This is a genomic window from Pelomonas parva, from assembly GCF_043555835.1.
Classification (GTDB): domain Bacteria; phylum Pseudomonadota; class Gammaproteobacteria; order Burkholderiales; family Burkholderiaceae_C; genus Pelomonas; species Pelomonas parva.
Genome location: NZ_JBIGHV010000007.1, coordinates 306,480 through 331,661 on the forward strand (window position 1 = coordinate 306,480; position 25,182 = coordinate 331,661).

Annotated in this window: 18 protein-coding genes; 6 read left to right on the top strand and 12 right to left on the bottom strand. The window is 68.9% G+C overall.

Annotated elements, in window-relative coordinates; all coding sequences use genetic code 11:
- Positions 1-21: 21 nt before the first annotated feature.
- The 7 genes from tkt to ACG00Y_RS19795 all read right to left on the bottom strand — a co-directional run bounded on the left by tkt (position 22) and on the right by ACG00Y_RS19795 (position 10,800).
- Entirely contained in the window at positions 22-2,013 is a 1,992-nt protein-coding gene (tkt, locus tag ACG00Y_RS19765) for a transketolase (protein WP_394481809.1), read from the bottom strand.
- Between the two features lie 6 nt (positions 2,014-2,019).
- A complete protein-coding gene (gene tal / locus ACG00Y_RS19770; RefSeq protein ID WP_394481811.1) occupies positions 2,020-2,970 on the bottom strand; it encodes a transaldolase in 951 nt (316 codons plus the stop codon).
- A gap of 63 nt (positions 2,971-3,033) precedes the next feature.
- Positions 3,034-4,500: a xylulokinase gene (gene xylB, locus ACG00Y_RS19775; RefSeq protein WP_394481813.1), complete on the bottom strand. Its 1,467-nt coding sequence runs from the start codon at positions 4,498-4,500 to the stop codon at positions 3,034-3,036.
- Positions 4,501-4,669: 169 nt separating this feature from the next.
- Positions 4,670-5,986 carry a xylose isomerase gene (gene xylA, locus ACG00Y_RS19780; RefSeq protein ID WP_394481815.1) on the bottom strand — a complete coding sequence of 439 codons (1,317 nt, stop codon included), beginning with the start codon at positions 5,984-5,986 and terminating at the stop codon, positions 4,670-4,672.
- Positions 5,987-6,029: 43 nt separating this feature from the next.
- Entirely contained in the window at positions 6,030-7,547 is a 1,518-nt protein-coding gene (locus ACG00Y_RS19785; protein WP_394481817.1) for an MFS transporter, read from the bottom strand.
- Between the two features lie 55 nt (positions 7,548-7,602).
- The gene (locus tag ACG00Y_RS19790; protein ID WP_394481819.1) at positions 7,603-9,258 is read right to left on the bottom strand and encodes a glycoside hydrolase family 43 protein; all 1,656 of its coding nucleotides are present in this window, start codon (positions 9,256-9,258) and stop codon (positions 7,603-7,605) included.
- Positions 9,259-9,273: 15 nt separating this feature from the next.
- The gene (locus ACG00Y_RS19795) at positions 9,274-10,800 is read right to left on the bottom strand and encodes an MFS transporter (protein ID WP_394481821.1); all 1,527 of its coding nucleotides are present in this window, start codon (positions 10,798-10,800) and stop codon (positions 9,274-9,276) included.
- A 233-nt stretch (positions 10,801-11,033) separates the two neighbouring features.
- On the opposite strand from ACG00Y_RS19795, the gene ACG00Y_RS19800 reads away from it, so the two are divergent.
- From ACG00Y_RS19800 to ACG00Y_RS19820, 5 genes are all read left to right on the top strand, one after another.
- On the top strand, positions 11,034-13,172 hold the full coding sequence (locus ACG00Y_RS19800) for an alpha-glucuronidase family glycosyl hydrolase (RefSeq protein ID WP_394481822.1): 2,139 nt from the start codon (positions 11,034-11,036) through the stop codon (positions 13,170-13,172).
- A gap of 86 nt (positions 13,173-13,258) precedes the next feature.
- Positions 13,259-14,341 (top strand): LacI family DNA-binding transcriptional regulator, encoded by a 1,083-nt coding sequence (locus ACG00Y_RS19805; protein ID WP_394481824.1) that lies wholly within the window; start codon positions 13,259-13,261, stop codon positions 14,339-14,341.
- Between the two features lie 51 nt (positions 14,342-14,392).
- Positions 14,393-15,223 (top strand): NAD-dependent epimerase/dehydratase family protein, encoded by an 831-nt coding sequence (locus ACG00Y_RS19810; RefSeq protein ID WP_394481825.1) that lies wholly within the window; start codon positions 14,393-14,395, stop codon positions 15,221-15,223.
- On the top strand, positions 15,223-16,194 hold the full coding sequence (locus ACG00Y_RS19815) for an SMP-30/gluconolactonase/LRE family protein (protein ID WP_394481827.1): 972 nt from the start codon (positions 15,223-15,225) through the stop codon (positions 16,192-16,194). Before ACG00Y_RS19810 ends, ACG00Y_RS19815 begins: the two co-directional genes overlap by 1 nt.
- Positions 16,191-17,255, top strand: a complete 1,065-nt coding sequence (locus ACG00Y_RS19820; protein ID WP_394481828.1) for an aldose epimerase family protein — start codon at positions 16,191-16,193, stop codon at positions 17,253-17,255. The genes ACG00Y_RS19815 and ACG00Y_RS19820 overlap by 4 nt, the downstream gene beginning before the upstream one ends.
- Here ACG00Y_RS19820 and ACG00Y_RS19825 read toward each other — a convergent pair.
- Together ACG00Y_RS19825 and ACG00Y_RS19830 are read right to left on the bottom strand one after the other, a co-directional pair.
- Positions 17,245-17,922, bottom strand: a complete 678-nt coding sequence (locus tag ACG00Y_RS19825; protein WP_394481830.1) for a GntR family transcriptional regulator — start codon at positions 17,920-17,922, stop codon at positions 17,245-17,247. The two genes, ACG00Y_RS19820 and ACG00Y_RS19825, sit on opposite strands and share 11 nt — an antisense overlap.
- 206 nt (positions 17,923-18,128) lie before the next feature.
- Complete coding sequence (locus ACG00Y_RS19830) at positions 18,129-19,313, bottom strand: fumarylacetoacetate hydrolase family protein (RefSeq protein WP_394481832.1); 1,185 nt, start codon at positions 19,311-19,313, stop codon at positions 18,129-18,131.
- A gap of 227 nt (positions 19,314-19,540) precedes the next feature.
- Here ACG00Y_RS19830 and ACG00Y_RS19835 point away from each other — a divergent pair, with 227 nt between their 5' ends.
- Positions 19,541-22,699 carry a TonB-dependent receptor gene (locus tag ACG00Y_RS19835; protein ID WP_394481833.1) on the top strand — a complete coding sequence of 1,053 codons (3,159 nt, stop codon included), beginning with the start codon at positions 19,541-19,543 and terminating at the stop codon, positions 22,697-22,699.
- A 228-nt stretch (positions 22,700-22,927) separates the two neighbouring features.
- On the opposite strand, the gene ACG00Y_RS19840 is transcribed toward ACG00Y_RS19835, so the two are convergent.
- The 3 genes from ACG00Y_RS19840 to ACG00Y_RS19850 all read right to left on the bottom strand — a co-directional run bounded on the left by ACG00Y_RS19840 (position 22,928) and on the right by ACG00Y_RS19850 (position 25,146).
- A complete protein-coding gene (locus tag ACG00Y_RS19840) occupies positions 22,928-23,407 on the bottom strand; it encodes a hypothetical protein (RefSeq protein WP_394481835.1) in 480 nt (159 codons plus the stop codon).
- 79 nt (positions 23,408-23,486) lie between these two features.
- Positions 23,487-24,923, bottom strand: a complete 1,437-nt coding sequence (locus ACG00Y_RS19845; protein ID WP_394481836.1) for a phospholipase D-like domain-containing protein — start codon at positions 24,921-24,923, stop codon at positions 23,487-23,489.
- Positions 24,924-25,008: 85 nt separating this feature from the next.
- A complete protein-coding gene (locus ACG00Y_RS19850; protein ID WP_394481838.1) occupies positions 25,009-25,146 on the bottom strand; it encodes a hypothetical protein in 138 nt (45 codons plus the stop codon).
- Positions 25,147-25,182: the final 36 nt, after the last annotated feature.

Here is a 25,182-nt window from a genome sequence, read left to right on the forward strand (position 1 = left end):
GCTGCGGGACGACAGCCAGGCTCAACCCCCCAGGCACCGCAGCGACGCAGCGACGACGGCCTGCACCGTGATGCCGAAGTGCGCGTACAGCGCCGCCGCTGGGGCGGACTCGCCGAACGTGTCGATGCCGACGACGGCGCCCTCCAGGCCGACGTATTGCCGCCACGGCGCAGTGACACCCGCTTCGACCGCCACGCGCGGCACACCGGCGGGCAGCACGCTGCGGCGCCAGGCGGCGTCCTGCTGCTCGAAGGTGAAGCAGGACGGCAGGGACACGACACGCGCGTTGACGCCCTTGTCGGCCAGCTGGCGCTGCGCCTGCACGGCCAGGTCCAGCTCCGAGCCGGTGGCGATGAGGACGACCTGCAGTGGCTTGTCCGCCGCCTCGCGCATCAGCACATAGCCGCCGCGCTGGATGTCCGCCAGTGTCTGTTCGTCGCGTGCCTGGTGGGGCAGGTTCTGGCGCGACAGCACCAGCGCGGTCGGTGTGTTCCGGTGGCGCACGGCGGTCTGCCAGGCCACCAGCGTCTCGACCGCGTCACCCGGCCGCCACAGGTCCAGGTTGGGCACCAGGCGCAGCGTGGCGACCTGCTCGACCGGCTGGTGCGTCGGGCCGTCCTCGCCCAGGCCGATGGAGTCGTGCGTGAAGACGTAGATGGGGTTGGTGCGCATCAGCGCGGCCATGCGGATGCCGTTGCGGGCGTATTCCGAGAACATCAGGAAGGTGCCGCCAAACGGGCGATACCCGCCGTGCAGCGCAATGCCGGTCTGGATGGCGACCATCGCGAACTCGCGCACGCCGTAGTGCAGGTAGTTGCCGCCGGCGGTCGCCTTCTCGACCGAGCGGCAGCCCTTCCATTGCGTCAGGTTGGACGGCGCCAGGTCGGCCGAGCCGCCCAGCAGTTCGGGCAGCTCGGCAGCCAGCAGGTTGATGCTGTTCTGGGAGGCCTTGCGCGAGGCGATGGTCTCGGCCTTGGCGACGGTGGCGTTCAGCTGCGTGGCGGCCTGTTCATCGAAGCCGGCGGGCAGTTCGCCACGCATGCGGCGGGTGAACTCTTCGGCCCGAGGATGGCTGGCGAGCACCGCTTCCCATTCGCGCTGAGCGGCAGCGCCGCGTTCGCGCGCGTCCAGCGGCGCGCGGGCTTCGTCAGGAACGACGAAGGGCGCGTGCGGCCAGTTGAGGGCTTCACGAACAGCCGCCACTTCGGCGGCGCCCAACGGTGCGCCGTGCACGTCGTGGCCGCCGGCCTTGTTGGGCGAGCCGTGGCCGATCTGCGTCTTCGCGCAGATCAGCGTGGGCTTGCCGACGTTTTCGGTCGCGGCGTTCAGCGCCGCGTCGATGGCCGCGAAGTCATGGCCATCGACGTTGCGGATGACGCGCCAGCCATAGGCCTCGAAGCGGGCCGGTGTGTCGTCGCCGAACCAGCCTTTCACATCGCCGTCGATGGAGATGCCGTTGTCGTCGTAGATGACGACGAGCTTGCCCAAGCCCCAGGTGGCGGCCAGCGAGCAGGCCTCGTGGGAGATGCCTTCCATCAGGCAGCCGTCGCCGACGAAGACGAAGCTGCGGTGGTCCACCAGCGTGTGGTCGGCGGTGTTGAACTCGGCGGCTAGCAGTTGCTCGGCCAGCGCCATGCCGACGGCGTTGGCCAGGCCCTGGCCCAGCGGGCCGGTGGTCGTCTCCACACCCGGCGTCAGGCCCACCTCGGGGTGGCCGGGCGTCTTGCTGTGCATCTGGCGGAAGGCCTTCAGCTCTTCAATCGGCAGGTCATAGCCACTCAGATGTAGCAGGCCGTACAGCAGCATGGAGCCGTGGCCGTTGGACAGCACGAAGCGGTCACGGCCGGGCCACAGCGGGTCGGCGGGGTTGTGGCGCAGGTGCTTGCTCCACAGCACAGCCGCGATGTCGGCCATGCCCATGGGCATGCCGGGGTGGCCGGAGTTGGCCTGCTGCACCGCGTCGACGGCGAGCATGCGCAGCGCGTTGGCGGCGAGGGTAAGGTCGTGTTGCATAACTTCTCAGCCTTGGTGAGTACGAATCAGCTGTTCCAGCGTTTCCGTGTCGGCGATGAACTGCGCGATGCCTTCGGTGAGCTTGTCGCGGGCCATCGCGTCGGCGGCGAGGGCGGCATGGAACTGCGCTTCGGTCAGCGCGGGGGGAGCGGCTTCGACCTGGCCTTCGTGCGGCATCAGGCGGCGCTCGACGGGTGTGCTGGCACCGGCCAGCTCGGCCAGCAGCGCGGGGCTGATGGTCATCAGGTCGCAGCCGGCCAGCGCAATGATCTGGCCGCTGTTGCGGAAGCTCGCAGCCATCACTTCGGTCTGGATGCCGTGGCGCTTGTAGTGACGGTAGATCTCCTCGACGGAGCGCACGCCCGGGTCGTTGGGGCCGGCCATCGCGGCCTCGTTCCAGCTGTGGCCGGCGGTCTTCTTGAACCAGTCGTAGATGCGGCCCACGAAGGGCGAGATCAGCTTTACGCCGGCATCTGCGCAGGCCTGGGCCTGGGCCAGGCAGAACAGCAGCGTCAGGTTGGTGTGGATGCCTTGCCGCTCCAGTTCACGCGCGGCCTGGATGCCTTCCCACGTCGAGGCCAGCTTGATGAGCACGCGGGCGCGCGGCACGCCGGCGGCGGCGTACAGCTCGATGAGGCGCTTGGCTGTGGCGATGGATGCGGCCGTGTCGTGCGACAGGCGCGGGTCGATCTCGGTGGACACGCGGCCGGGCACGAGCTTGAGGATCTCGACGCCGAAGGCGACGAGCAGGTGCTCGGTCACCGTCGTGGCCGACGCGCCGGGATTGGCGGCGACGGCCTGCTCCAGCAGCGTGCGGTAGCGCGGCTGCTGCACGGCCTTCAGCACGAGGGACGGGTTGGTGGTCGCGTCCTGCGGCTGGAATTGCGCGAGTTGCTCGAAGTCGCCGGTATCGGCGACGACGGTGGTGTGTTGGCGGAGTTGGTCGAGGCTGTTCATCTTGGGCAAAGCGCGGCCCTGCCATCCGAAGACGGCATGAGCCTGTGGTGGTGAAGAAAGGGGTTAGACGAACTCGCTGCGCAGCGCCTCAAACAGGCGTTTGAAGCGGGCGTGGCGGGGCTGCAAGGCGGCAGCCAGCGCGGGATCGGGTTCGGCGACGCGGGCGATGTCGGGCGTCCGGCAGACCTCGTCCACCGTGCCGCCCGTGGCCAGCCAGGCCAGGCGCGCGGCGCCCAGCGCGCCACCGGCTTCGGCGCCAACGCCGTTGACGAGGCGCACGTTCAGCAGCGAGGCGAGCAGCTTGGCCCACCATTCGCTGCGCGCGCCGCCGCCAACCAGCCACAGCTGGTCGGCATGGCCGCCGCCGGCTTGCAGCGCCTGCCAGCCGTCCAGCAGCGCGAAGCCCACGCCTTCCAGCACGGCATAGCCCATCTCGGCGGCGCCGTGCTCATGCGTGAGGCCGAAGAACACGCCTTGCGCGTTGGCGTTGTTGTGCGGCGTGCGTTCGCCGCTCAGGTAGGGCAGGAAGATGGGCGCCTGCTGGCGCTGCGCGTCGGTCAGCGCGGCGGCCTTGGCGATGAGGTCGGCCTCGCCGCCGGGCATGCCCAGCATCAGCGTGGCCCAGCGAAGCGCGCTGGCGGCGCTGAGGATGACGCTCATCTGGTGCCAGGTGTCGGGCAGCGCATGGCAGAAGGCATGCACCGCACGGGCCGGGTTGGGGCTGAACGCGTCGTTGCACAGGAAGATGACGCCCGATGTGCCCAGCGACAGGAAGCCGTCGCCCGGCTTGACGACACCCATGCCGACGGCACTGGCGGCGTTGTCGCCACCGCCACCGGCGACGGGGATGCCTGTGGGCAGGCCCCAGCGCGCGGCCAGCTCGGGCTTCAGCGTGGCGCTGGCTGCGCTGCCTTCGACGAGGCGGGGCATGTGGGATTCGTTCAGGCCCGTCAGCGCCAGCGCGACGGGCGACCAGCAGCGCTTGGCGACATCCAGCCACAGCGTGCCGGCGGCGTCGCTCATTTCGCTGACGTACTCGCCGCTCAGCTGCAGGCGCAGCCAGTCCTTGGGCAGCAGCACCTTGGCGACCCGGGCGAACAGTGCGGGCTCGTGCTGGCGCATCCACGCCAGCTTGGGCGCCGTGAAGCCCGGCATCGCGAGGTTGCCGGTGATGTCGGGCAGCTCGGGGCAGGCGGCCATCATCTCGGCGCACTGCGGGCCGCTGCGGCCGTCGTTCCACAGGATGGCCGGGCGCAGCACTTGGCCGGCTGCGTCCAGCGTGACGGCGCCATGCATCTGGCCGGACAGGCCGATGGCGCGCACCTGGGCCAGCGCGGCGGCGTGGTCCTGCTTGAGTTTGGCCATGCCGGCATCGAGCGCGGCCCACCAGGCGGCGGGGTCTTGCTCGCTCCACAGCGGCTGCGGGCGCTGCACGGTGAGCGCCACGCCGGCGGTGGTGACGATGCGGTGCTGCTCGTCGAGGAGCAGCAGCTTGATCTCGGAAGTGCCGAGGTCGATGCCGAGGAACATGGTGTGTTGAATTTGGTATTGCGTTTGGGCCGAGCGCCGGGCCGCTCCCAAGCCGGCCCGTCTGGCGATGTGCTTGCGGCTCGATGCCGCAAGCATCGCCGTCCCCTCGGGGGACCGATCAGGATCGCCCGCGTTCAGCAGGCGATCCTGAGCGAGGGGTCAACAGTCCTTAGACGAAGTTGTTGACGATGTTCTCGAGGCGCTCCTGGCGACCGGAACGCGGCTGGGGCGCGATGCCCTGCGTGTGCACGATGCTGGCCAGGTCATCCAGGCTCGCACCGCCGTGGATCTTCTTGCCCAGGTCGCCTTCCCAGCCGGCGTAGCGGTCGGCGACCACCTTCTCCAGCTGGCCACTCTCGTACAGCGCAGCGGCGCTCAGGAAGGCGCGGGCCATGGTGTCCATGCCGCCGATGTGGCCTTCGAGCTGGTCGATGGGGTCGATGGACTGGCGGCGCACCTTGGCGTCGAAGTTGGTGCCGCCGGTCGTGTAGCCACCGGCGCGGATCATTTCCAGCATCGCCGGGACCAGTTGCACGTGGTTGTTGGGGAACTGGTCGGTGTCCCAGCCCAGCTGCTCGTCGCCGCGGTTGGCGTCCAGCGAGCCGAAGATGCCGAGCGCGCAGGCGGTGGCGACTTCATGCTCGAAGCTGTGGCCGGCCAGCGTGGCGTGGTTGACTTCGATGTTGACCTTGACCTCGTTCTCCAGGCCGTAGGTCTTCAGGAAGCCGTAGACCGTGGCGCTGTCGTAGTCGTACTGGTGCTTGGTGGGCTCTTGCGGCTTGGGCTCGATGAGGATGGTGCCCTTGAAGCCGATCTTGTGCTTGTGCTCGACGACCGACGACAGGAAGCGGCCGTACTGGGCCAGCTCGCGCTTGAGGTCGGTGTTCAGCAACGTCTCGTAGCCTTCACGGCCGCCCCACAGCACGTAGTTCTGGCCACCCAGGCGGTTGGTCCACTCCAGCGCGTGCTTGACCTGCGCGGCGCCGTAGGCGTAGACCTCAGGGTCGGGGTTGGTGGAGGCGCCGCTCATGAAGCGGCCGTGCGAGAACAGGTTGGCCGTGCCCCACAGCAGGCCGACCTTGCCGTCCTGCATCTTCTTGGCGGCGGCTTCGAGCAGGCCGTCGAGGATGCGGTTGGACTCGGCCAGCGTCGCGCCTTCGGGGGCCACGTCACGGTCATGGAAGCACCAGTAGGGCAGGCCGAGCTTGGCGAAGAAGTCGAACGCGGCGTCCAGCTTCATGTAGGCGGCCTTGACGGGGTCGGCCTCGTTGAACCAGCTGCGCTGGAACACGGTGTTGCCCAGGCCGAAGACGTCCTCGCCCTTCCAGCAGAAGTTGTGCCAGTAGCAGACGGCCGGGCGCAGGTGCTCGGCCAGCGTCTTGCCCAGCACGACGCGGTTGGCGTCATACCAGCGGTAGGCCAGCGGGTTGGTGGAGGAGGGGCCTTCGTATTGAACGACGGGGAGATCGGAATAGGCGGTGCTCATGGCGAGGTCCTTACTACGGGAAAAGGGGTGGTGATGGATAAGGTTAGGCGGTGGCCGGCGCGACGCCAGCCTTGCGGCGGCGCTGTTCGAGTTCGTCGGCCATCTTCAAGGTGGTCTGCTTGTCGAGCTTGTTGGCCAGCAGGCTGAGGGTGCAGCCCGCAAACAGCAGACCGACGACCCAGCTGGACATGACGCGGTAGCCCTCGATGGCGTTGGGCGCCGTGGGCATCTGCGTGTCGTAGCCGAAGAAGCCGGCCAGCATCCACAGCAGGCTGGCCGAGCCCAGCGCCAGGCCGGCCTTCAGGGAGAAGCCGATGGTGGCGAACACCATGCCGGTGAAGCGGCGGCCGGTCTGCCATTCGGAATAGTCGGCCGCGTCGGCGTACATGGACCACATGACGGCCACCGTGGGCGCGTAGACGATGGCGCCGAGGATGTGCAGGCCCATCATGGCCCAGACGGCGTCCGGCGGCAGGAAGTACAGCGCACAGGCCGTCAGCGTCGACAGGCCGAAGCACCAGACGCCGATGGCACGCCGGCCGTAGCGCGCCGACAGGCCCACGGACAGCATGATGACGATGATGGTCGTCGCCGTGCCGGCCATGTTGATGAGGCTGTTGAACACGTCGGCCACGTTGGAACTGGCGAGCTGGTCGCGCGTGCCGTGGACGATGTAGCCCAGCCAGTCGGCCAGCGTGCCCGTGCTGGCCGCGTCGGGCGTCGTCAGCCCCACGGCGGCGAGGAAGTCGAACATCGCCGCCTTGTCGGCGTAGTGGTGGTAGTAGTTGTAGTGGGCGCCACCGCGCAGGGCCAGCATGCCGAAGTGGAAGACCGTGTAGGCCACCAGCGCGATCCACGGGCCGTTCTTCAGCAGGTCCAGGAAGTCCTGCTTGGGCGAGGACTGGGTCTCCACCAGCGGCTTGATGCGCTCCTTGGTCGTGAAGAAGGTGACCAGGAAGAGGATCAGGCAGGCGACCGCCCAGATGGTCATCGTCATCTGCCAGCCGTGCGCGCGGTCGGCGCCTTGCGCGAACTTGGCCACCAGCGGCAGCGTCAGGCCGCCCACCGCGAACTGCGCGACGTTGACCGACACGAAGCGGTAGGAGTTGAGCTTGGTGCGCTCGTTCAGGTCCGACGTCATGACCCCGCTCATGGCCGAGTAGGGCATGTTGTTCATCGAATAGAGCGTCATCAGCAGCGTGTTGGTGATGCCCGCGTAGGCGATGACCATGCCGGTGCTCCAGCCCCAGGCCGGGTCGGGTGTGGTGTAGGCCAGGATCATGACGACGCACCAGGGCACCGAGGTCCACAGCACCCAGGGGCGGAACTTGCCCCAGCGGGTGTTGGTGCGGTCGGCCAGCACGCCCATGACGGGGTCGAACACGGCATCCCACAGCCGCGGCCACAGCAGGATGGCGGCAGCCGTGTTGGCCGACAGGCCGAACACGTCCGTGTAGAAGTTCAGCTGGAACAGGATCATGGACATGAAGACCAGGTTCGCAGCGGCGTCACCGCAGCTGTACCCGGCCTTCTCCATGAACGAAAGGCGCTGGTGGCTCATTTGTCTCCTCTGGTGTTTTTGAGGTCGTCGTTGCCCGTTCAGGGTCTCTTTGGAATCAGGGCTTCGCTTCGTAGGAGAGGTAGTCGAAGTCTGCCGCCTTGCGCGCGCCGGACAGGTCCTGGCAGGCGATGCCGACGAAGTTGCCGGTGAAGCCGAAGCTGCTGGCAAAGCCGTTGACGAAGCGGGTCGCGTACTCGTCGCTGAGCATCTTGGTGTCCAGCGCCGGGCCCACGGGCTGCCAGTCCTGGCCATCCTGCCGATAGTGGAACTGGTAGGTGGCGTGGCTGAACTCCAGCGCCAGGTCCACCGGGCCGTCGGCCAACGGGATGGACTCGGCCGGCGCACTGATGGCGGCGTCGCGGTTGACCGTCAGCGCCAGCACGCGCTGAGGGCCGTCCAGCTCGGTCGTCACGTGCAGGTAGGCGTGGTTGCGCGTGTTGTAGTAGGCGACCAGGCCGGCCATCTGGTGGATGTTCTCGGGCGAGAAGTCCAGCCGGGTCTCGATGCGGCAGTTGAAGTGCTGCTGGCGGCGCGCGAGCAGGCTCTGGTCGAACAGGCTCATCAGCGACTCGCGGCCGGTCAGGCGCAGGTGGCCGGGGCGGGCGCTCAGCGACACCCAGCTGTCGTCCCAGGGCTTGCGCAGCGAGTTCAGGTGGTGGTTGAGCACGCTGCCGTCGAAGTCGTCGCGCGCCGGCTCGGCGGGGAAGGGGTGGGCCGGCAGGTTGGGCGCCTCGACCATGACGCTGGGCTGCTGGCCGTTGCCGCCGACGACCTCGGGCCAGTCGTCGTCACGCCAGTGCAGGCGTTGCAATGCGGTCTCGCGGCCCAGCGGGCAGTGCAGGTCTTCGTAGCCGTTGGCGGGGTTGTTCAGGTGCGCGTGCGGGCCGCTGCGTTCCAGCGGCCGGCCGCACAGGTGGGCCATGAACCATTCGCCGCTGCCCGTCTCGACCCAGCTGGCGTGGCCGCTGCGCTGCAGGCCGTCGGTCTGCTTCTGCCAGCCAGTCAGCAGCGGGTTGCCGGGCAGCGTCTCGTAGGGGCCATCCAGCTGGCGCGAGCGGGCCAGCGTCACCGCGTGCTCGTAGTAGGTGCCGCCCTCGGCCGTCAGCAGGTAGTACCAGCCGTTGCGGCGGTAGACGTGCGGGCCTTCGACAACGCCCAACTCGGTGCCGCGGTAGATGTTCTTGACGGGGCCGACGAGCTTCTTCGCCTCGGCGTCGTACTGCTGCAGCAGGATGCCGTTGAAGTGGTTCTTGCCCGGCGTGTGGATCCACTGCTGGTTGAGCAGCCAGTGGCGGCCGTCTTCGTCATGGAACAGGCTGGGGTCGAAGCCCGAGCTGTTCAGGTAGATGGGCTCGCTCCACGGGCCGTCGATGCTGGGCGCCGTGATCAGGTAGTTGTGCGTGTCCTTGAACGCGCCGACGGTGGAGCGCACATCGGTGTAGATCAGCCAGAACTGCCCGCCCGAGTAGCTCAGGCAGGGCGCCCAGACACCGGAGGAGTCGGGGTGGCCGGTCAGGTCCAGCTGGCTGGTGCGCGTGCAGGCATAGCTGTGGTGGCGCCAGTTGACGAGATCCTTGGAGTGGTGGATGCGCACGCCCGGCCACCATTCGAAGGTGGACGTGGCGATGTAGTAGTCGTCACCGTCGGTGCCGGGCACGCGGCAGATGGAAGGGTCGGCGTGGAAGCCCGGCAGGATGGGATTGGCAATCATCTTCAGAGGAGGCGTTCAGGCAAGGGTGGAAGCAGCAGGCCGGGCATGCGACCGGCCGGCGTGGAGGAGCAGGACGCCGATGAGCACCAGGCCGCCGGCGGCGGTCAGGGCCTGGGCGGCGCCGGAGAACTTGGCGGCTGCGACGCAGGCGTCCCAGTTCGCGGTGATGAGCCAGACAAGGCCGGCGCCCAGCAGCGCGACCAGGCCACCGGCCGTCAGCAGCGGGCGGTGCGTGCGGGTCAGGTCTTGCCCGGCGTCCACATCGACGCGCTCGAAGCGGCCCTTGAACCAGAACCAGAAGATGGCCAGGCTGGTCAGGTGCATGACGCCGGCGTAGACGAAGGCCCATTGCTGGGTGCCGGTCCACTGCACGGTCAGTGCCGTCAGCAGCGCGATGAACATGCCGCCGATGCCGCCCGCCGTCGCGCCCAGGCCGATGACTGCACCGGAGACCTTGGTGGGGAAGAGATCGGTTGCCGAGGTCAGCAGATTGGCCGACCAGGCCTGGTGGCAGGCCGTGGCCAGCGTGATGAGGGCGACGCAGACGGCGAAGCTCTCCGTCGTGTACGCCAGGATGCTGCCCGGCATGCAGGCCGCGAAGATGCCCATGGTCACCATGCGCGCCTTGCCGACCGGCCAGCCGCGGTTGGTCAGGTGGCCCGACAGCCAGCCGCCGAAGATGGAGCCGACGCTGGAGCCCAGGTAGATGAGGGCGACGAGGCCGGCGCTCTTCAGCGGGTTCTGGCCGCGTTCGCGCTCCAGGTAGGACGGCAGCCAGAACAGGAAGAACCACCAGACCGGGTCGGTCAGCATCTTGCCCAGCAGGAAGGGCCAGATCTGGCGGTAGCGCAGCAGGGCCGTCCAGGGCAGGCGCACCGCCTCGGTGACCGGCGGCTGGCCGGCGCGGATGTAGGCCAGCTCCTCAGCCGACACCTTGGCATGCTGCTCGGGCGCCGCGAAGCCGCGCTGCCAGAAGATCAGCCAGATGAGGCCGGCAAAGCCGATGGCGACGAAGGCCGCCTGCCAGCCGAAGGTCAGCGCCAGCCAGACCGTCAGCGGCGACGCAATGATGCCCAGGGCCGTGCCGCTGTTGAACAGGCCAGTGGCCAGCGCGCGCTCCTGCTGCGGGAACCACATCGCCACAGCCTTGATGGCCGCAGGGAAGTGCGCCGCCTCGGCCATTCCGAGCAGGAAGCGCACGATGACCAGGCCCATGACCGTGGCAACCAGGCCGTGCGCGGCCGAGGCCAGCGACCACAGGATCAGCGCGACGGCCAGGCTGCGCTTGACGCCGAAGCGGTCGATGGCCGTGCCGATGATGGGCGGGAAGGCCGCGTAGGCGGCGGTGAAGGCGAAGGTGATCCAGCCGTAGTCGGCGTCGGTCAGCGCCAGGCCGCCTTCCTCGAAAGGCTTCTGCAGGCTGGTCTTGAGCACCGACAGCGCATTGCGGTCGATGTAGTTGATCGTCGTCGCGACAAACAGCAGCGCGCAGATCCACCAGCGCTGGCGGCCCACGGCCGCGCCTACTCCCGACCCGGTCACTGATGCACCCTGAGTTCGGTGTTAACGCTAGCGACGCCCCGGGTATACCCCTGGCGCGACGGCGGCAGGGCGAGGGTTCCGGGGGCTGGCTGTTTCAAGACGTGGTCTCCGATGGAAAAGCAGCCGGATTCATGGGTTGTCGCTGCTTGCAGGATGCAAATGTAGCGCTACCATTTGCCTTCGTGCAAGCCGGGATTTCGAGAAAGAAGCACGGTGCACCGGATGGAGACAAGATGAAAACCATGTTTGTGTGGGTGGCGCTGGCCCTGGCGCTGACCTTGGGTTCGGCCCGCGTGCAGGCCGAGGACGGCTATGACCTGTGGCTGCGTTACCGCCCCGTGCCCGCCGAAGTGCGGGGGGTGTTGCAGGCCCGTGCGCGCGCCATCGTGGCTGCCACGCCGACGACGCCAGTGCTGCAGGCGGCGGTCGCCGAACTGCAGCGCGGCGTGCAGGGCATGACCGGCAAGGCGCCCGCGCTATCGACCCGCCTGGTGCCCGGTGCGCTGGTGCTGGCGACGCCCGCACAGGCGCTGGCCGGGCTTGACGTGCCTTGGGCCGATTTGGGCCGCGAAGGCTGGCTGTTGCGAAGCCAGAAGCTGCAGGGCCGGGACGTGACCGTCATCGCCGCCAACAGCGACGCCGGCCTGCTCTACGGCAGCTTCGCCTGGCTGCGCGCCGTGCAGACCGGCGCCAACCTCGCACGGCTGGACCAGCGCTCCGTGCCCAAGGTGGGCCTGCGCCTGCTCAACCACTGGGACAACCTGGACCGCCACGTCGAGCGCGGCTACGCGGGCGCGTCGCTGTGGGACTGGTGGAAGCTGCCCGACATCCTGGATGCGCGCTACACCGACTACGCCCGCGCCAATGCCTCGCTCGGCATCAATGGCACGGTGCTGAACAACGTCAACTCCAAGGCCGATTCGCTGACCGCGCCCTATCTCGCCAAGGCGGCGGCGCTGGCCGGGGTGTTCCGGCCTTACGGCATCAAGGTCTACCTGTCGGCCCGCTTCTCGGCACCGCGCGAACTGGGCGGCCTGAAGACCTCCGACCCGCTGGACCCGGCCGTGCGCGCCTGGTGGAAGGCCAAGGCGGACGAGATCTACAAGACCATCCCGGATTTCGGTGGCTTCCTCGTCAAGGCCAACTCCGAAGGCCAGCCCGGTCCGCAGGACTACGGCCGCAACCACGCCGACGGCGCCAACATGCTGGCCGAGGCCCTGGCCCCGCACGGCGGCGTGGTGATGTGGCGGGCCTTCGTCTACGCGCCCGAGGCCAAGGACCGCGCGGCCCAGGCCTTCGACGAGTTCCAGCCGCTGGATGGCAAGTTCGCGCCCAATGTCATCGTGCAGGTGAAGAACGGCGCCATCGACTTCCAGCCGCGCGAGCCCTTTCACCCGCTGTTCGGCGCGATGCCCAAGACGCCGCTGGCGCTGGAGCTGCAGATCACCAAGGAGTACCTGGGCTTCGCGACCCACCTCGTGCACCTGGGCCCGCTGTTCGAGGAGGTGTTGCAGGCCGACACCCACCGTGGCGGCACGGTGGCCCGCGTCGTCGATGGCAGCCTGCACGGCCACAAGCTCACGGCCGTGGCCGGCGTGGCCAACATCGGCACCGACCGTAACTGGAGCGGCTCGCAGTTCGACCAGGCCAACTGGTACGCCTTCGGCCGCATGGCCTGGGACCCGGACCTGAAGGCCGCCGCAGTCGCCCGCGAATGGGCGGCGCAGACCTTCACGAACAAGGCAGCTTCTCGTGACGCCATCGTCGACTTGATGCTGGCCTCGCGCGAGGCCGTCGTCGACTACATGACGCCGCTGGGCCTGCACCACCTGATGGACACCGGCCACCACTACGGCCCCGGCCCGTGGGTCAACGACCTGGAGCGTGCCGACTGGAACCCGACCTACTTCCACCGCGCCGCGCGTGATGGCATCGGCTTCGACCGCACGCGCACCGGCAGCAACGCCGTGGCCCAGTACGCGCCCGCGCTGGCCCGGCTGTGGAGCGACCCGCGCACGACGCCGCCCGAGCTGCTACTGTGGTTCCACCACCTGCCCTGGGACCATGCCATGCCGTCGGGTCGCACGCTGTGGGCGGAGCTGATCGCCCGCTACGACGCCGGCGTCGCCAGCGTGGACGACATGGGCCGCCGCTGGGCCGGGCTGCGCGCCGACATCGACCCCGAGCGCCATGCCGAGGTCACCGCTTATCTGGCAGTGCAGGCTCGCGAGGCGCGCTGGTGGCGCGATGCTTGCATTGCCTACTTCCAGTCAGTCTCCGGCCTGCCCTTGCCGGCCGGTACGCGGCCGCCGGCGCAGGGGCTCGAGCACTACAAGAGCTTGCGCTTCGGTTTCGCACCGGGGCGCGGCTGAGGGCACGGCCATGGCCTTGGTAGAGAATTGCCACTTCGGCGGGGTTGAGCCTGACCGGCAATAACAATGAAGATTCGAGGTGCAGATTGAAGCCAAACGTGCGCCAGGCGCGCAGCACCAAGGTGGCGACCATCGCCGACGTGGCCAGCCTCGCGGGCGTGTCGCCGATGACCGTGTCCCGTGTCGTCAATGGCGAGCCCAACGTTCGCCCCGGCACGCGCGAGAAGGTGCAGGCGGCGATCGCATCGTTGAACTACGTGCCCAACCAGGCGGCGCGCCGGCTTGCGGGCTCCGAGCCCATCCGCATCGGCATGCTCTACATCGACCCGACGGCGGGTTATCTCAACGAGTTCCTCATCGGCCTGCTCAACAAGGCCAGCCTGCGCCATGTGCAGTTGATCGTGCAGCGCTGCGACGCCGCCCGTGACGGCGAGGAAAAGCCGGTGGCCGAGATGATCGCCAACGGCATCGACGGCCTCATCCTGCCGCCGCCGTTCTGCGATTCGCAGCCGCTGCTGAAGCTGGTGGCCGAGACCGACACGCCCGCTGTGGTCGTCTCCAGCGGCGTGCCACCTGAAGCCGTCTGCGCCGTCGGCATCGACGACTACCAGGCCGCCTATGAGATGACGCGCCACCTGCTGACGCTGGGCCACCACCGGCTGGGCTTCATCATCGGCGACCCCTACCAGAGCAGCAGCTCGCGGCGGCTGGCGGGCTTTCACGCCGCCATGAGCGACGCGGGCCTGAACATCGCCGAGGAGGAGGTGGTCGCCCAGGGCATGTTCACCTACCGCTCGGGGCTGGACGCGGCGGAGTTCCTGCTGTCGCAGGAGCAGCGCCCGACGGCCATCTTCGCCAGCAACGACGACATGGCCGCCGCCACCGTCGCCATCGCCCACCGCATGGGCCTGGACGTGCCCAGCGACCTGACCGTCGTGGGCTTCGACGACGCGCCACTGGCCACGACGATCTGGCCCGAACTGACCACCGTGCGCCAGCCCATCATGGAGATGGCCGGCGCGGCGGTGGACCTGCTGGTGCGCCACATCCGCGCGCGCCGCAACGGCGAGCCTCTGCCCTGCGAGCATGAGCTGCAAGACTTCGAGCTGGTCCGACGCCAGTCCGACGCCGCACCCCGCCTGCGCCCGCCACTGCGCCTGGGCGCCTGACGCTGAAGCGACGACACCTTCTTCAAGGCCCGACGCCGGGCCCACAAACCCATGCAAGAACTCACCGGACTGCGCTTCAAGCGCCTGCTGTTGACCGGCGCTGCCGGCACCCTGGGCCGCATGCTGCGCCCGCGCATGAAGCGCTACTGCGAGCTGCTCCGCGTCTCCGACCTCTCGGCGATGGACCCGGCCGGCCCGGGCGAGGAAGTCGTCGTCGCGCCGCTGGAAGACGAGGCTGCGATGTACGAGCTGCTGGACGGCGTGGACGCGGTGCTGCACTTTGGCGGCGTGTCCATCGAGAAGCCGTTTTCCACCGTGCTGCCGGCCAACATCGTCGGTGCCTACAACCTCTACGAAGCCGCGCGGCGCCGGGGCACGAAGCGCATCGTCTTCGCCAGCTCCAACCACGTGACCGGCTTCTACGGCCAGGGCGAGACGATTCCAGCGCATGTCGTGCCGCGGCCGGACACCTTCTACGGCCTGTCCAAGGCCTTCGGCGAGAACCTGGCGCAGTTCTACTTCGACCGCCACGGCCTGGAGACGGTGACCATCCGCATCGGCTCCTGCCTGCCCGAGCCGGTGGACCGCCGCCAGCTGTCCAGCTGGATCAGCCACGACGACATGGAGCGCCTGCTGGTTGCCGCGCTGACCGCGCCGGTGGTGGGCCACAGCATCGTCTACGGCGCCAGCGATAACCGCACGACCTGGTGGGACAACAGCCAGGGCAAGCATGTCGGCTACCGCCCGCAGGACAGCTCCGAGCCCTGGCGCGCGGCCATCGAGGCGAAGCAAGGCCCGGTCGACCCGACGCGACCCGAGGTGAAGTACCAGGGCGGCGCCTTCGTCGTGCTGGGCCCCTTCCCATTCGCGGGGCAGGACTGATGAGCGGCCCGCGCATCCCGTTCGAGACGGCCACGCGGCTGCCGGACGCGGCCTTCGAGATCCTGTCGCCCGCCGGCCGCGAGCTGCGGCTGTTCTCGGCCTGCGTCGAACAGCTCGCCACCGGCCTGCAATGGGCCGAGGGCCCGGTGTGGTTCGGCGATGGTCGCTACCTGCTGGTGTCCGACATTCCCAACGACCGCATCCTGCGCTGGGACGACTGCAGTGGTGCGGTCAGCGTGTTCCGCCAGCCCGCAGGCAATGCCAACGGCCATGCGCGCGACTTGGCAGGCCGCCTCGTCAGCTGCGAGCACCTGGGCCGGCGCATCACCCGCACCGAGCATGACGGCCGCATCACGGTGCTGGCCGACCGCTTCGACGGCAAACCGCTGAACTCGCCCAACGACATCACCGTCGCGGCCGACGGCGGCATCTGGTTCACCGACCCCGAGTTCGGCATCGCCAGCGACTGGGAAGGCCTGCGCGCCACGCCCGAGCAGCCGCATGGCGTCTACCGCATCGACCCGGTCAGTGGCGAACTGCAGCGCGTGCTGGACGACCTGGCCGGCCCGAACGGCCTGGCCTTCAGCCCCGACGGCAGCCGCCTCTACGTCGTCGAAAGCCGTGCCCAGCCGCACCGGCTGATCTGGAGCTACGCGGTCGACGGCAGCAGCTTGAGCGACAAGCGCCTGCTCATCGACGCCGAAGGCCCCGGCGCCTTCGACGGCATTGCGGTGGACACGGCCGGCCGCCTCTGGTGCGGCTTCGGCGGCGGCGGTCAGCCGGGTGTGGACCCGGCGACGCTGGACGGCGTGCGCGTCTACAGCGCGCAAGGCGAGCCGCTGGCCCACATCCACCTTCCCGAGCGCTGCGCCAACCTGTGCTTTGGCGGCGCCAAGGGCAACCGCCTCTTCATGGCCAGCAGCCATTCGCTGTATGCCCTCTACGTCAACGCCCGCGGAGCCGTGCTTTGAACAATGAACCCAGCGTCAGCGTGCGCGACTACGGCCGCCTGCCGGACGGCCGCACGGCCCACGAATACCGCCTCGACAACGGCCGCGGCCTCGCGCTGACGGCGCTGGATTGGGGCGGCATCGTCACCGGCCTCTGGCTGCCGGATTTTTCGGGCCGCGTTGACAACGTTGTCCTGGGCCTGGCCAGCCTGGAGGCCTACCTTGCCGGTGCCGGCTCCCACCTGGGCGTCATTGCCGGCCGCTATGCCAACCGGATCGCCGGCGCTAGCTTCGAGCTGGATGGCGAGCGTCACTCGCTCGTCGCCAACGACGGCGCCAACTGCCTGCACGGCGGCCCGGCCGGCTTCGGCGCGAAGCTGTGGCGGGGGACGCCGCAGCGGCCGGCAGCCGATGGCAGCGTCAGCCTGCTGCTGGAACTGCTGAGCCCGCACGGCGACATGGGCTTCCCCGGCAACCTGCACGTGGCCGTGCGCTACACGCTGGGTGCGGACATGACCTGGCGCGTCGACTACGAGGCCACCACGGACAGCCCGACGGTCATCAACCTCACGTCGCATGCCTACTTCAACCTGGCCGGCGCCGAGTCCGGCGCGGCGCTGGACCACCGGCTGACGCTGAACGCCAGCCGCTACACGCAGCCGGACGCGACCGGCATCCCGCTGCGCCATGTGGCCGTGGAGGGCACCCCCTTCGACTTCCGCCGCGAGCGCGTCATCGGCATGGACGTGGGCTACGACCACAACTGGCTGCTGGACCATTCGCTGGACGGCGCCCTGCACGCGGCGGCCAGCCTGAGCGACCCGGCCTCCGGCCGCCGCATGGACATCCTGACGACCGAGCCGGCCATCCAGTTCTACGCCGGCACCTGGCTGGGCGGCACGCTCACCAGCCCCGGCGGGCGGCCCTACAGGCGCGGCGCGGGCGTCTGCCTGGAAACCCAGCACAGCCCCGACTCACCCAACCGCCGCGTCGGCCCCGACTGGCCCAGCACCGTGCTGCGGCCAGGCGAGGTGTTCCACTCGGCGACGCTGCATCGCTTCCAGGCCGGCCCTAAAGAATGAGGTACTCGGGATACCGCTGCTGAATCTCGTCCACCGACGCCAGCGTGCCGGACAGGTGCTCGCGCACGGCCTGCTGCGCCGCCTCGGCGTCACCCGAGGCGATGGCGTCCAGGATGACCTCGTGCCCGTCCAGGATGGACGCCGTCTTGCCGGCAAACGGCGAGTGCAGCAGCCGCAGGCGGTCGACATGCCCCGACATGCGTACCACCACCGACCACAGCCGTGGCAGGCCGGCAGCGACGTACATGAGCCGGTGGAACTCCTTGTCGGCGGCGATGAAGCCGAGGAAGTCCTTCTTCTCGGCGAGATCCACCTGGCGCGACAGCTGCAGGCGCAGGTCCGTGATCACCGACTCTTCATGCGTGAGGGCCAGCTGGCGCGCGATTTCGATCTCGATGGAGCGGCGCAGGAAGTGGGCTTCCCGGGCGGCCGGCACGTCGATGCGGGTGACCTGGGTCGTGTACTGCGCGCGGATGAGGACCAGGCCTTCCTCGCTGAGCCGGATGAGGGCGTCTCTCACAGGCGTCTGGCTCACGCCGAAGCCTTGCGCCAGTTCGCCGCGGTCCAGGGCGATGCCGGGCGCCAGTTCCATCGAGATGATGGCGGCGCGCAGCGCCTCGACAACCTGCGGGGCGGCGTGGCGGGTGGGGTCTAGCGTGAAGTTCATCTTGGCGGGCGATTCTGGCACTGATGCGCTAATGCACTAGAGCGTTAATGCTTATGCCCGGTGGCGGCGCCGGACAGCTTTGGGCCACACCGATTGTCGTGAAACCTCGCAGGCCGGCGCGCCAGGTAAAAAAACGGCGGCTCCGCGCAGGGCGGGCCGCCGCAAGTGAAAGGACGCCCACCAGCCCGGGGCGTCCGACCAGAGATTCAGAGTTGCATGTGTTGCCTGCGCAGGTGCTTGAGCAGCGCGCCGAGGCCGTAGGTCCACGGCGGGATGGCATCGCTGCGCTGCACGGTGTTGACGAGGGCGCCTAAAGCGGGGCTGGCGATGGTGACGACATCGCCCAGTTGATGCGTGAAGCCGGCGCCCGGCGCGCCACGGTCCTGGATGGGCGAGAACATGGTGCCCAGGAACAGCATGAAGCCATCGGGGTATTGGTGGTGCGGCCCGCAGGCCTGGCCTACCAGTTCCAGTGGGGCGCGGCTGATCTCCTGCATGTGGCTGACGCCTTCCAGCACGAAGCCGTCGCTCGCGCCCGCGATGCGCAGGCTGACCGTGGCCGCGCGCACGGTGTCCAGCGTGAACCGGCCGTCGAACAGGCGCACGAAGGGGCCGATGGCGCAGGAGCCGTTGTTGTCCTTGGCCTTGCCCAGCAGCAGCGCGCTGCGGCCCTCGATGTCGCGCAGGTTGACGTCGTTGCCCAGCGTGGCGCCGACGACTTCCGCGCGGCTGTTCACGGCCAGCACGACCTCGGGCTCGGGGTTGTTCCACTGCGAGTCGGGGTGCAGGCCGACCGCGTCGCCGAAGCCCACGGCCGACATCGGCTGCGCCTTCGTGAAGACTTCGGCGTCCGGCCCCAGGCCCACTTCCAGATAGGGCGACCAGGCGCCACGGGCGACAAACTCGGCCTTGAGTCGCTGTGCCGTCGCCGAGCCGGGGCGGATGCTGGCCAGGTCGGTGCCGAGCGTGGCCGTCAGCGACTGGCGCAGGTCGTGGGCGCGCGCGGCGCTGCCACCGGCCTGGGCCTCGATGACGCGCTCCAGCAGGCTGACGGCGAAGGTCACGCCGCAGGCCTTGATGGCCTGCAGGTCGCAGGGTGCGAGCAAGCGGGGCAGGGCGGGGTCGGGCGACGCGGCCAGCGCATTGGCCAGCACGGCCTGCACCGGCGCCAGCGTCGGCCCGGGTGCGTGGCGGACGAGGTCCACCAGGTCGGGCCGGTCCAGCAGCTCGGCAAAGGTTGCGGCGTGGTGGGACAGGTCGACCAGCTCGCCACCCCGCACCGCCACCAGTGCCGGGCCGCCGATGTCGGGGCGCCACACACGGCCCACCAGGAGCGCGTCGGCCGCGTCGGCTGGCAAGCCTGAAGGAGTGGGAGCGTTGCTGGGCTGCATCGTCGGCATGGCAAGTGTTGAGCCCTATTGTGAGCGCTACCTGCCACTCTGCCAAGACGTGATACCCGCTGGCTGATTTTCTGTGTTTGACACTAATACATTAGTACACACCCTTGTTGACCCGGCATATTCGCCCGCGTAAATTTTGAATGTGCGCGCTACCAAATTGGCGCCAACCAGATCAGTCGGCCCGCCGCTACGGGCCCAGAACCACAAAGGAGACATCGATGAACACCACTCTTTCGCGGCTCAACCGCCGCGCTCGCGCCGGCCACCTTGCCTTGGGCACCACGCTGCTGGCCGGGCTGATTTCGCAGGCCTATGCGCAGACGCCTGCGGCTCCGGCCCCGGAGGCGGCCAAGCTCGACACCGTCGTCGTCACCGGCATCCGCGCCGCGCTGGAAAGCTCGGCCAACGCCAAGAAGAACGCGGTCGGCTTCATCGATGCCATCACGGCCGAGGACATGGGCAAGTTCCCAGACAGCAACATCGCCGAGTCCATCTCGCGCATCCCCGGCGTCACGTTGACGCGTGAAATCACCGGCGAAGGCCTGCAGATCCAGATCCGCGGCCTGGGCACCAATTTCACCCGCGTGCTGCTGAACGGCGCGCCGGTCGCGTCGGCCTCCACCGGCCGCACCGACACCGGCAGCGCCAACCGCGAAGTCGACATGGACTTCATGCCTGGTGAGCTGTTCAGCCGCGTCACCGTCGTCAAGAGCCCGACCGCGTCCATGCTGGAGGGCGGCGCCGCCGGCATCGTCGACATGCGCAGCGCGCGGCCTTTCGACAAGAAGGGCTTCCGTACCGCCTTCACGCTGACCGGCACCAAGAACCAGCAAGCCGAGAAGTGGGGCAACCGCGGCTCTGCGCTCGTCAGCAACACCTGGAACAACACGCTGGGCGTGCTGGCCGGCGTGGCCTGGTCGACCAACAAGGTCAAGACCACCGGCTTCGAGTCCATCGGCTGGACCAACGCCAACCTGTCCGCCACACAGGGCGCCAGCCTGGGCACGGCGCGCAACAGCACCGGCGGCGGCAACTGGACCATCCCGGGCACCGTGCCCGCCAATGCCGGCAACGGCCTGGTGACCGGCGCCACCATCGACGAGGCCTACCTGCTGTCCAAGAACCCCGGCCTGACGATCCAGCAGATCGACAACGCCATCCTGCCGCGCCTGGGCCGCGCGATGTTTGCCGAAGGCAGCCGCGACCGCCAGAACGCCATCCTGTCGGTGGAGCTGCGCCCGAGCAGCTCCGCCAAGTTCTTCCTGGACGCCATCTATGGCCACAAGAAGAACGAGTTCGAACGCGTCGACATGAACTGGGTGGGCCGCAACGGCTCCTCCATTCCCATCAACATGACGGTCGACAAGACCGACTGCGCCAACGGTTGTACCGTCACCAAGGGCACCTTCGCCAACGCCCAGTACTTCCTGGAGTACCGCCCCTACACCGAAGAGACGAAGTTCCACAGCGTCAACCCCGGCCTGAACCTGAAGATCACCGACGCGATCAGCGTCGACGTGCAGGCCAACATGACCAAGAGCAACTTTCACCGCCAGTCGCCGACGGTGCTGTTCCAGACGGCGGGCAGCTCGGGCATCACGACCGAGTACGACAACACCACTGGCGTCCCGCGCTTGACCGCCACCAACGCGGCCGGCGACAAGGACTTCCTGAACAACCCCGCCGCCTTCGGCTGGAACGGCGGCCGCTTGAACCAGCAGGACGAGATCCGCGCCATCCGCACGCACGGCCTGCGCGCCGCCGTCGACATCGACGCCGGCATCTTCGACGTTAAGTTCGGCGGCGCCTACGACAGCGTCTCGCGCCGCATCCGCACGCTGGACAACAGTGGCTACTGGGAAAACATCGCCTGCCGTCGCAACGTCAACGCCTTCCTGCCCGGCCCCAACACCGTCAACCCGGGCGCCTGCAACGGCGCCGGCGCTGCGGGCCCGGCGGCCGGCACCTATCCTGGCTACGGCACGGGCTTCACGGCCGGCGCCAACCCGGCCTCGCTGCAGTTCCTCGGCTCGACCATCCCGAACTCAGCCGTGCCCAGCTACCTGCGCCCCACGTCCAGCGGCTTCGTCACGCTGGACTGGTCCCGCTTCGCCAAGGACTCGGGCTACCAGATGGCCCGCGACGCTGCGCTGTACGGTACGGCCAACTCCAACAACAACGTGGCGCCCGGCTTCTTCCAGGAGAAGGTGACGTCCATCTTCACGGAGGTCAACGGCGACACCGAGGTGTTCGGCAACCTGCTGCGCTACAACGCCGGCGCCCGCTACGCGACGACGCAGCAGACCTTCGCCTCGCTGACGTTGCCGGCCGACCCGCGCAACGCTGCGCAGAGCCTGGCCGATGGCGGCCGCTACCCGGCGACGGTCGTCGAGAGCTACACGACGACGAACTACGGCAACTTCCTGCCCTCGGCCAGCCTGGCCTACAACCTGCGCTCCAACCTGCTGGCCCGCGCGTCCATGTCCAAGACCATCACGCGCGCCGATCCCACGCAGCTGCGCGCGCTGGCGCTGAGCTTTACCGACCCGGCGGCCCAGAACGGCCAGCTGACCAACCCCGACCTCAAGCCCTACGAGTCCAAGAACACCGATCTGGGCATCGAGTGGTACACGGGACGGGAGGGTTATGTCGCCCTGGCCTGGTTCAAGAAGGGCATCCAGGGCTTCACGGCCAACCGCACGCTGAACGTGAGCTTCGCCGACCTGAACGCCTACGGCGTCAACTGGACCCAGGGCGGCCTGACCGACACCCAGAAGCAGGGCCTCTACACCCGCGCCGGCGTGGCGCCCGTGCCGACCGACCTGGCCGCACTGCCGACGGCCTCGCAACTCGCCGCGATCAACGGGCTGGGCGTCGTGCTGACGCAGACGCAGAACACCGCCGACGAGTTGGTCATCAAGGGCCTAGAGCTGACCGTGCAGCAGCCGCTGGACCTGCTCACCTCCTACCTGAAGGGCTTCGGCGTGAGCGCCAACTACACCAAGGTCAAGCAGTCCGGCGCCAACGTGGCCACCGGTGTGCCGCCCTACACCTACAACATGGCGGCGTACTACGAAGGCCGTTTCGGCGGCTTCCGCGTGACCAAGACCTTCACCAAGGGTTCGCAGACCTCCGGCACCGGCCAGAACGGCATCACGGCGGCGGCCTTCTACGGCCTGGACTATTCGCAGGTGGACTTCACCTCGCGCGTGAACATCGGCGAGGTCATCGGCTGGAAGAAGGACTTGCAGGCGACGTTCGACGTGTTCAACGTCACGCGCTCGTCGCAGCGCACGAACTTCCAGTTCGCCAACGCGCCTTACGCCATCTACGAGCCGGGCCGCACCTACCAGATCGGCCTGCGCGCCAGCTTCTGACGGCACCACGCCGCCATGCAAAGGGGCTCCTTCGGGAGCCCTTTGTTGTCGGACCGCGCGCAAACGCGCTTGGTGAATTCGACTTGAGTACTGTATAAATACACAGATAAACCGAGGCTTCACCATGCACCGCTACTACCGCGAGAACTACACCCCCAGTCGCCCTCTGCCGCGTTGGCTGCAAAGGCTGATCAGCTGGCTCTGAGTGTCCGCAGGCCTGCCGCAGTCTCAGGCGGCGCGGGCCTGTGCAGCTGCTGCGCCGGCGGCTTGGCCAGCCGCCTGGGCGTTGGCCAGATGCGGCGCCGTGGCGAATTCTTGCCGCAGGCGTTGCAGCAAGTCTTCTCGGTCCGGCATCGGCGCGCCGCAGGAAATGCGCGAGGCGATGGCGCGGTCCAGCGCGCCCTCCAGCCCATTGCACTGCACCGAGTAAGAGGTGTGATGCGGCTGGCCCAGGCGGTCCGTCCAGGTGGCCACCACGCGCAGCACGGGCCCGCAGCTGCGCATGGCCCACTCGAAGCGGATGCCTGCCGTGCGCGTGCGGCTGCGCCGCATCAGGCGGCCCATCGTGCTGCCGCCCGGGCGACGTGGGCGCTGCAGGTTGGCGATGAGCGGTTCGTCCTGCGGGAGCAGGGCACCCCTCGTCGGAGGATCGAAACGGGAATGCGGCGAGGCGGTTGGCAGCCCTGCGGAACGACCTTCTAAAGCCATGGCTTGACTCCTTGACGGCACAGAAAGGAATGGACGCGCGGCTTCAAGGCAAACGGCGCGCCAGCCACCCGCCCGGGCGCTACAGCAGCGGCTCGACCAGGCGCGCAAAGCGCTCCATCAGCCGCTGGCCCAGGCCGCGGCGCGCCCATTGCGCCACCTCGATACGCCCGGAGACGGCCACGTCCCGGGCGAACAGCGCCTGCATCTGCGCGCCGAAGTCGTCGCCCAGCACGATGACGTCGATCTCGTTGTTGCCGACGATGCTGCGCCAGTCCAGGTTGCTGGAGCCGACGCTGGAGAACACGCCGTCGATGACCGCCGTCTTGGCATGCATGACGGCCTCGGTCATCTCGTGGACCTGCACGCCGGCCTCCAGCAGCTGCGCGTAGCGGGAGCGGGCGGCATGCAGCACCATGGTCACGTCGCTGCGGCCGGGCAGCACCAGCGCGACGGCCACACCCCGGCGGGAGGCGTCGCACAAGGCCTGGATCAGCTCGGGCCCCGGCGCGAAGTAGGCCATCGTCAGCTGCACGCTGGTCTGCGCCGCGTCGATGGCGCGCAGCAGCGCCTTGTAGGTCGGGTTGACGCCGTTCTCCGGGTCGCCCGCGACGAGCTTGATGACGCGCTGGCCCGGCGCCGCCACGCGCGGCGCCGGCGCGGCGGGCAGGGCGCCTTCGCAGCCCTGGCTGGTCCACGACTGGCTGAACACCGCCGCCAGCGCTGGTACCACCGGGCCGCGCAGCTCCACCTGCGTGTCGCGCCAGCCCTGGTTGTCGGCATCCGCGGGCGGCTTCTTGGGCCGCCGGGCGCTGCCGAACGAGCCCTCCGCGTAGACATTGCTGAGGTTGATGCCGCCGGTGAAGGCCACGTCGCTGTCGACGGCCAGCATCTTGCGGTGGTTGCGCTGCAGCAGCCCCCAGTGGCCGGGTCGCTCCAGCGGGTTGATGGGGTTGAACGCGCAGACCGCCACGCCGCCCGCGCGCAGGCGATCGAAGAAGGCGCGCTCGGTGCCCAGCGAACCGACGCTGTCGTACATCAGCGCCACGCCGACACCTTCGGCCACCTTGGCCATCAGCAGCTCGGCGATCTCGGCCGCGACGCCCTCGCCCTCGACGATGTAGAACTCCACCAGGATGCGTTGCCGGGCCGTGGCGATGGCCGCCTTCATCGCCGCGAAGGTGGCCGGGCCGTCGATCAGCAGCTTGGCCGTGTTGCCGCGCAGCAGCTGCGTGTCGCCGGCGGCGGCCAGCACGCCCAGATGCCGCTCGAACGCCGCGCCACTGCCTTCGGCGCGCACGCGCGCCAGGTCACGCGCTTCGACGCCGGCATTCACGGGGCCGCTGGCGCCCACCAGCGTCACCCGCTGGGCCGTGAGCCCGGGCGACAGCGGCCGCACATGCGCGTCGCGCTCGTTCAGGCTGGCGCAGGCGGCCAGGCCGGCCAGCCCGGCCAACGCACACAGTGCCGCCAGCGCCCGCACCCCACCGGCATGACGCCGCGCTTGCGATTGCTTCATGAGATCTTCGAGCCAGCAGCCAGGGCGGCTGCCTGGTCAAAAACGCAAGCTTCATGCCCGAACCTGGTGCCGCTCTGTTGTTTGGTTAGCCCTGTTGCGGCGGCGCGGGTGGTGCGTCGACGCTGGCGCCCGGGTCCTCCTCGCCGGCGATGGAGCTGTCGTCCGGGTGGGCGCCGGGCACGGGCAACGGGGGTGCGACTGGCGGCGTGGGCGTGGGGTTCATGCAATGCACCTGGGGTTGAACGGGGTGAGCGGCCGA

Bases quoted from the DNA above. Each gene is read 5' to 3' on its own strand.
- xylB (WP_394481813.1), bottom strand. From the start codon at position 4,500: ATGTTCCTCGGCATCGACCTCGGCACTTCCGAGATCAAGCTGCTGCTC.
- ACG00Y_RS19835 (WP_394481833.1), top strand. From the start codon at position 19,541: ATGAACACCACTCTTTCGCGGCTCAACCGCCGCGCTCGCGCCGGCCAC.
- ACG00Y_RS19850 (WP_394481838.1), bottom strand. From the start codon at position 25,146: ATGAACCCCACGCCCACGCCGCCAGTCGCACCCCCGTTGCCCGTGCCC.
- ACG00Y_RS19785 (WP_394481817.1), bottom strand. From the start codon at position 7,547: ATGAGCCACCAGCGCCTTTCGTTCATGGAGAAGGCCGGGTACAGCTGC.
- ACG00Y_RS19800 (WP_394481822.1), top strand. From the start codon at position 11,034: ATGAAAACCATGTTTGTGTGGGTGGCGCTGGCCCTGGCGCTGACCTTG.
- tal (WP_394481811.1), bottom strand. From the start codon at position 2,970: ATGAACAGCCTCGACCAACTCCGCCAACACACCACCGTCGTCGCCGAT.
- ACG00Y_RS19825 (WP_394481830.1), bottom strand. From the start codon at position 17,922: ATGAACTTCACGCTAGACCCCACCCGCCACGCCGCCCCGCAGGTTGTC.
- xylA (WP_394481815.1), bottom strand. From the start codon at position 5,986: ATGAGCACCGCCTATTCCGATCTCCCCGTCGTTCAATACGAAGGCCCC.
- ACG00Y_RS19815 (WP_394481827.1), top strand. From the start codon at position 15,223: ATGAGCGGCCCGCGCATCCCGTTCGAGACGGCCACGCGGCTGCCGGAC.
- tkt (WP_394481809.1), bottom strand. From the start codon at position 2,013: ATGCAACACGACCTTACCCTCGCCGCCAACGCGCTGCGCATGCTCGCC.
- ACG00Y_RS19790 (WP_394481819.1), bottom strand. From the start codon at position 9,258: ATGATTGCCAATCCCATCCTGCCGGGCTTCCACGCCGACCCTTCCATC.
- ACG00Y_RS19830 (WP_394481832.1), bottom strand. From the start codon at position 19,313: ATGCAGCCCAGCAACGCTCCCACTCCTTCAGGCTTGCCAGCCGACGCG.
- ACG00Y_RS19840 (WP_394481835.1), bottom strand. From the start codon at position 23,407: ATGGCTTTAGAAGGTCGTTCCGCAGGGCTGCCAACCGCCTCGCCGCAT.
- ACG00Y_RS19845 (WP_394481836.1), bottom strand. From the start codon at position 24,923: ATGAAGCAATCGCAAGCGCGGCGTCATGCCGGTGGGGTGCGGGCGCTG.
- ACG00Y_RS19810 (WP_394481825.1), top strand. From the start codon at position 14,393: ATGCAAGAACTCACCGGACTGCGCTTCAAGCGCCTGCTGTTGACCGGC.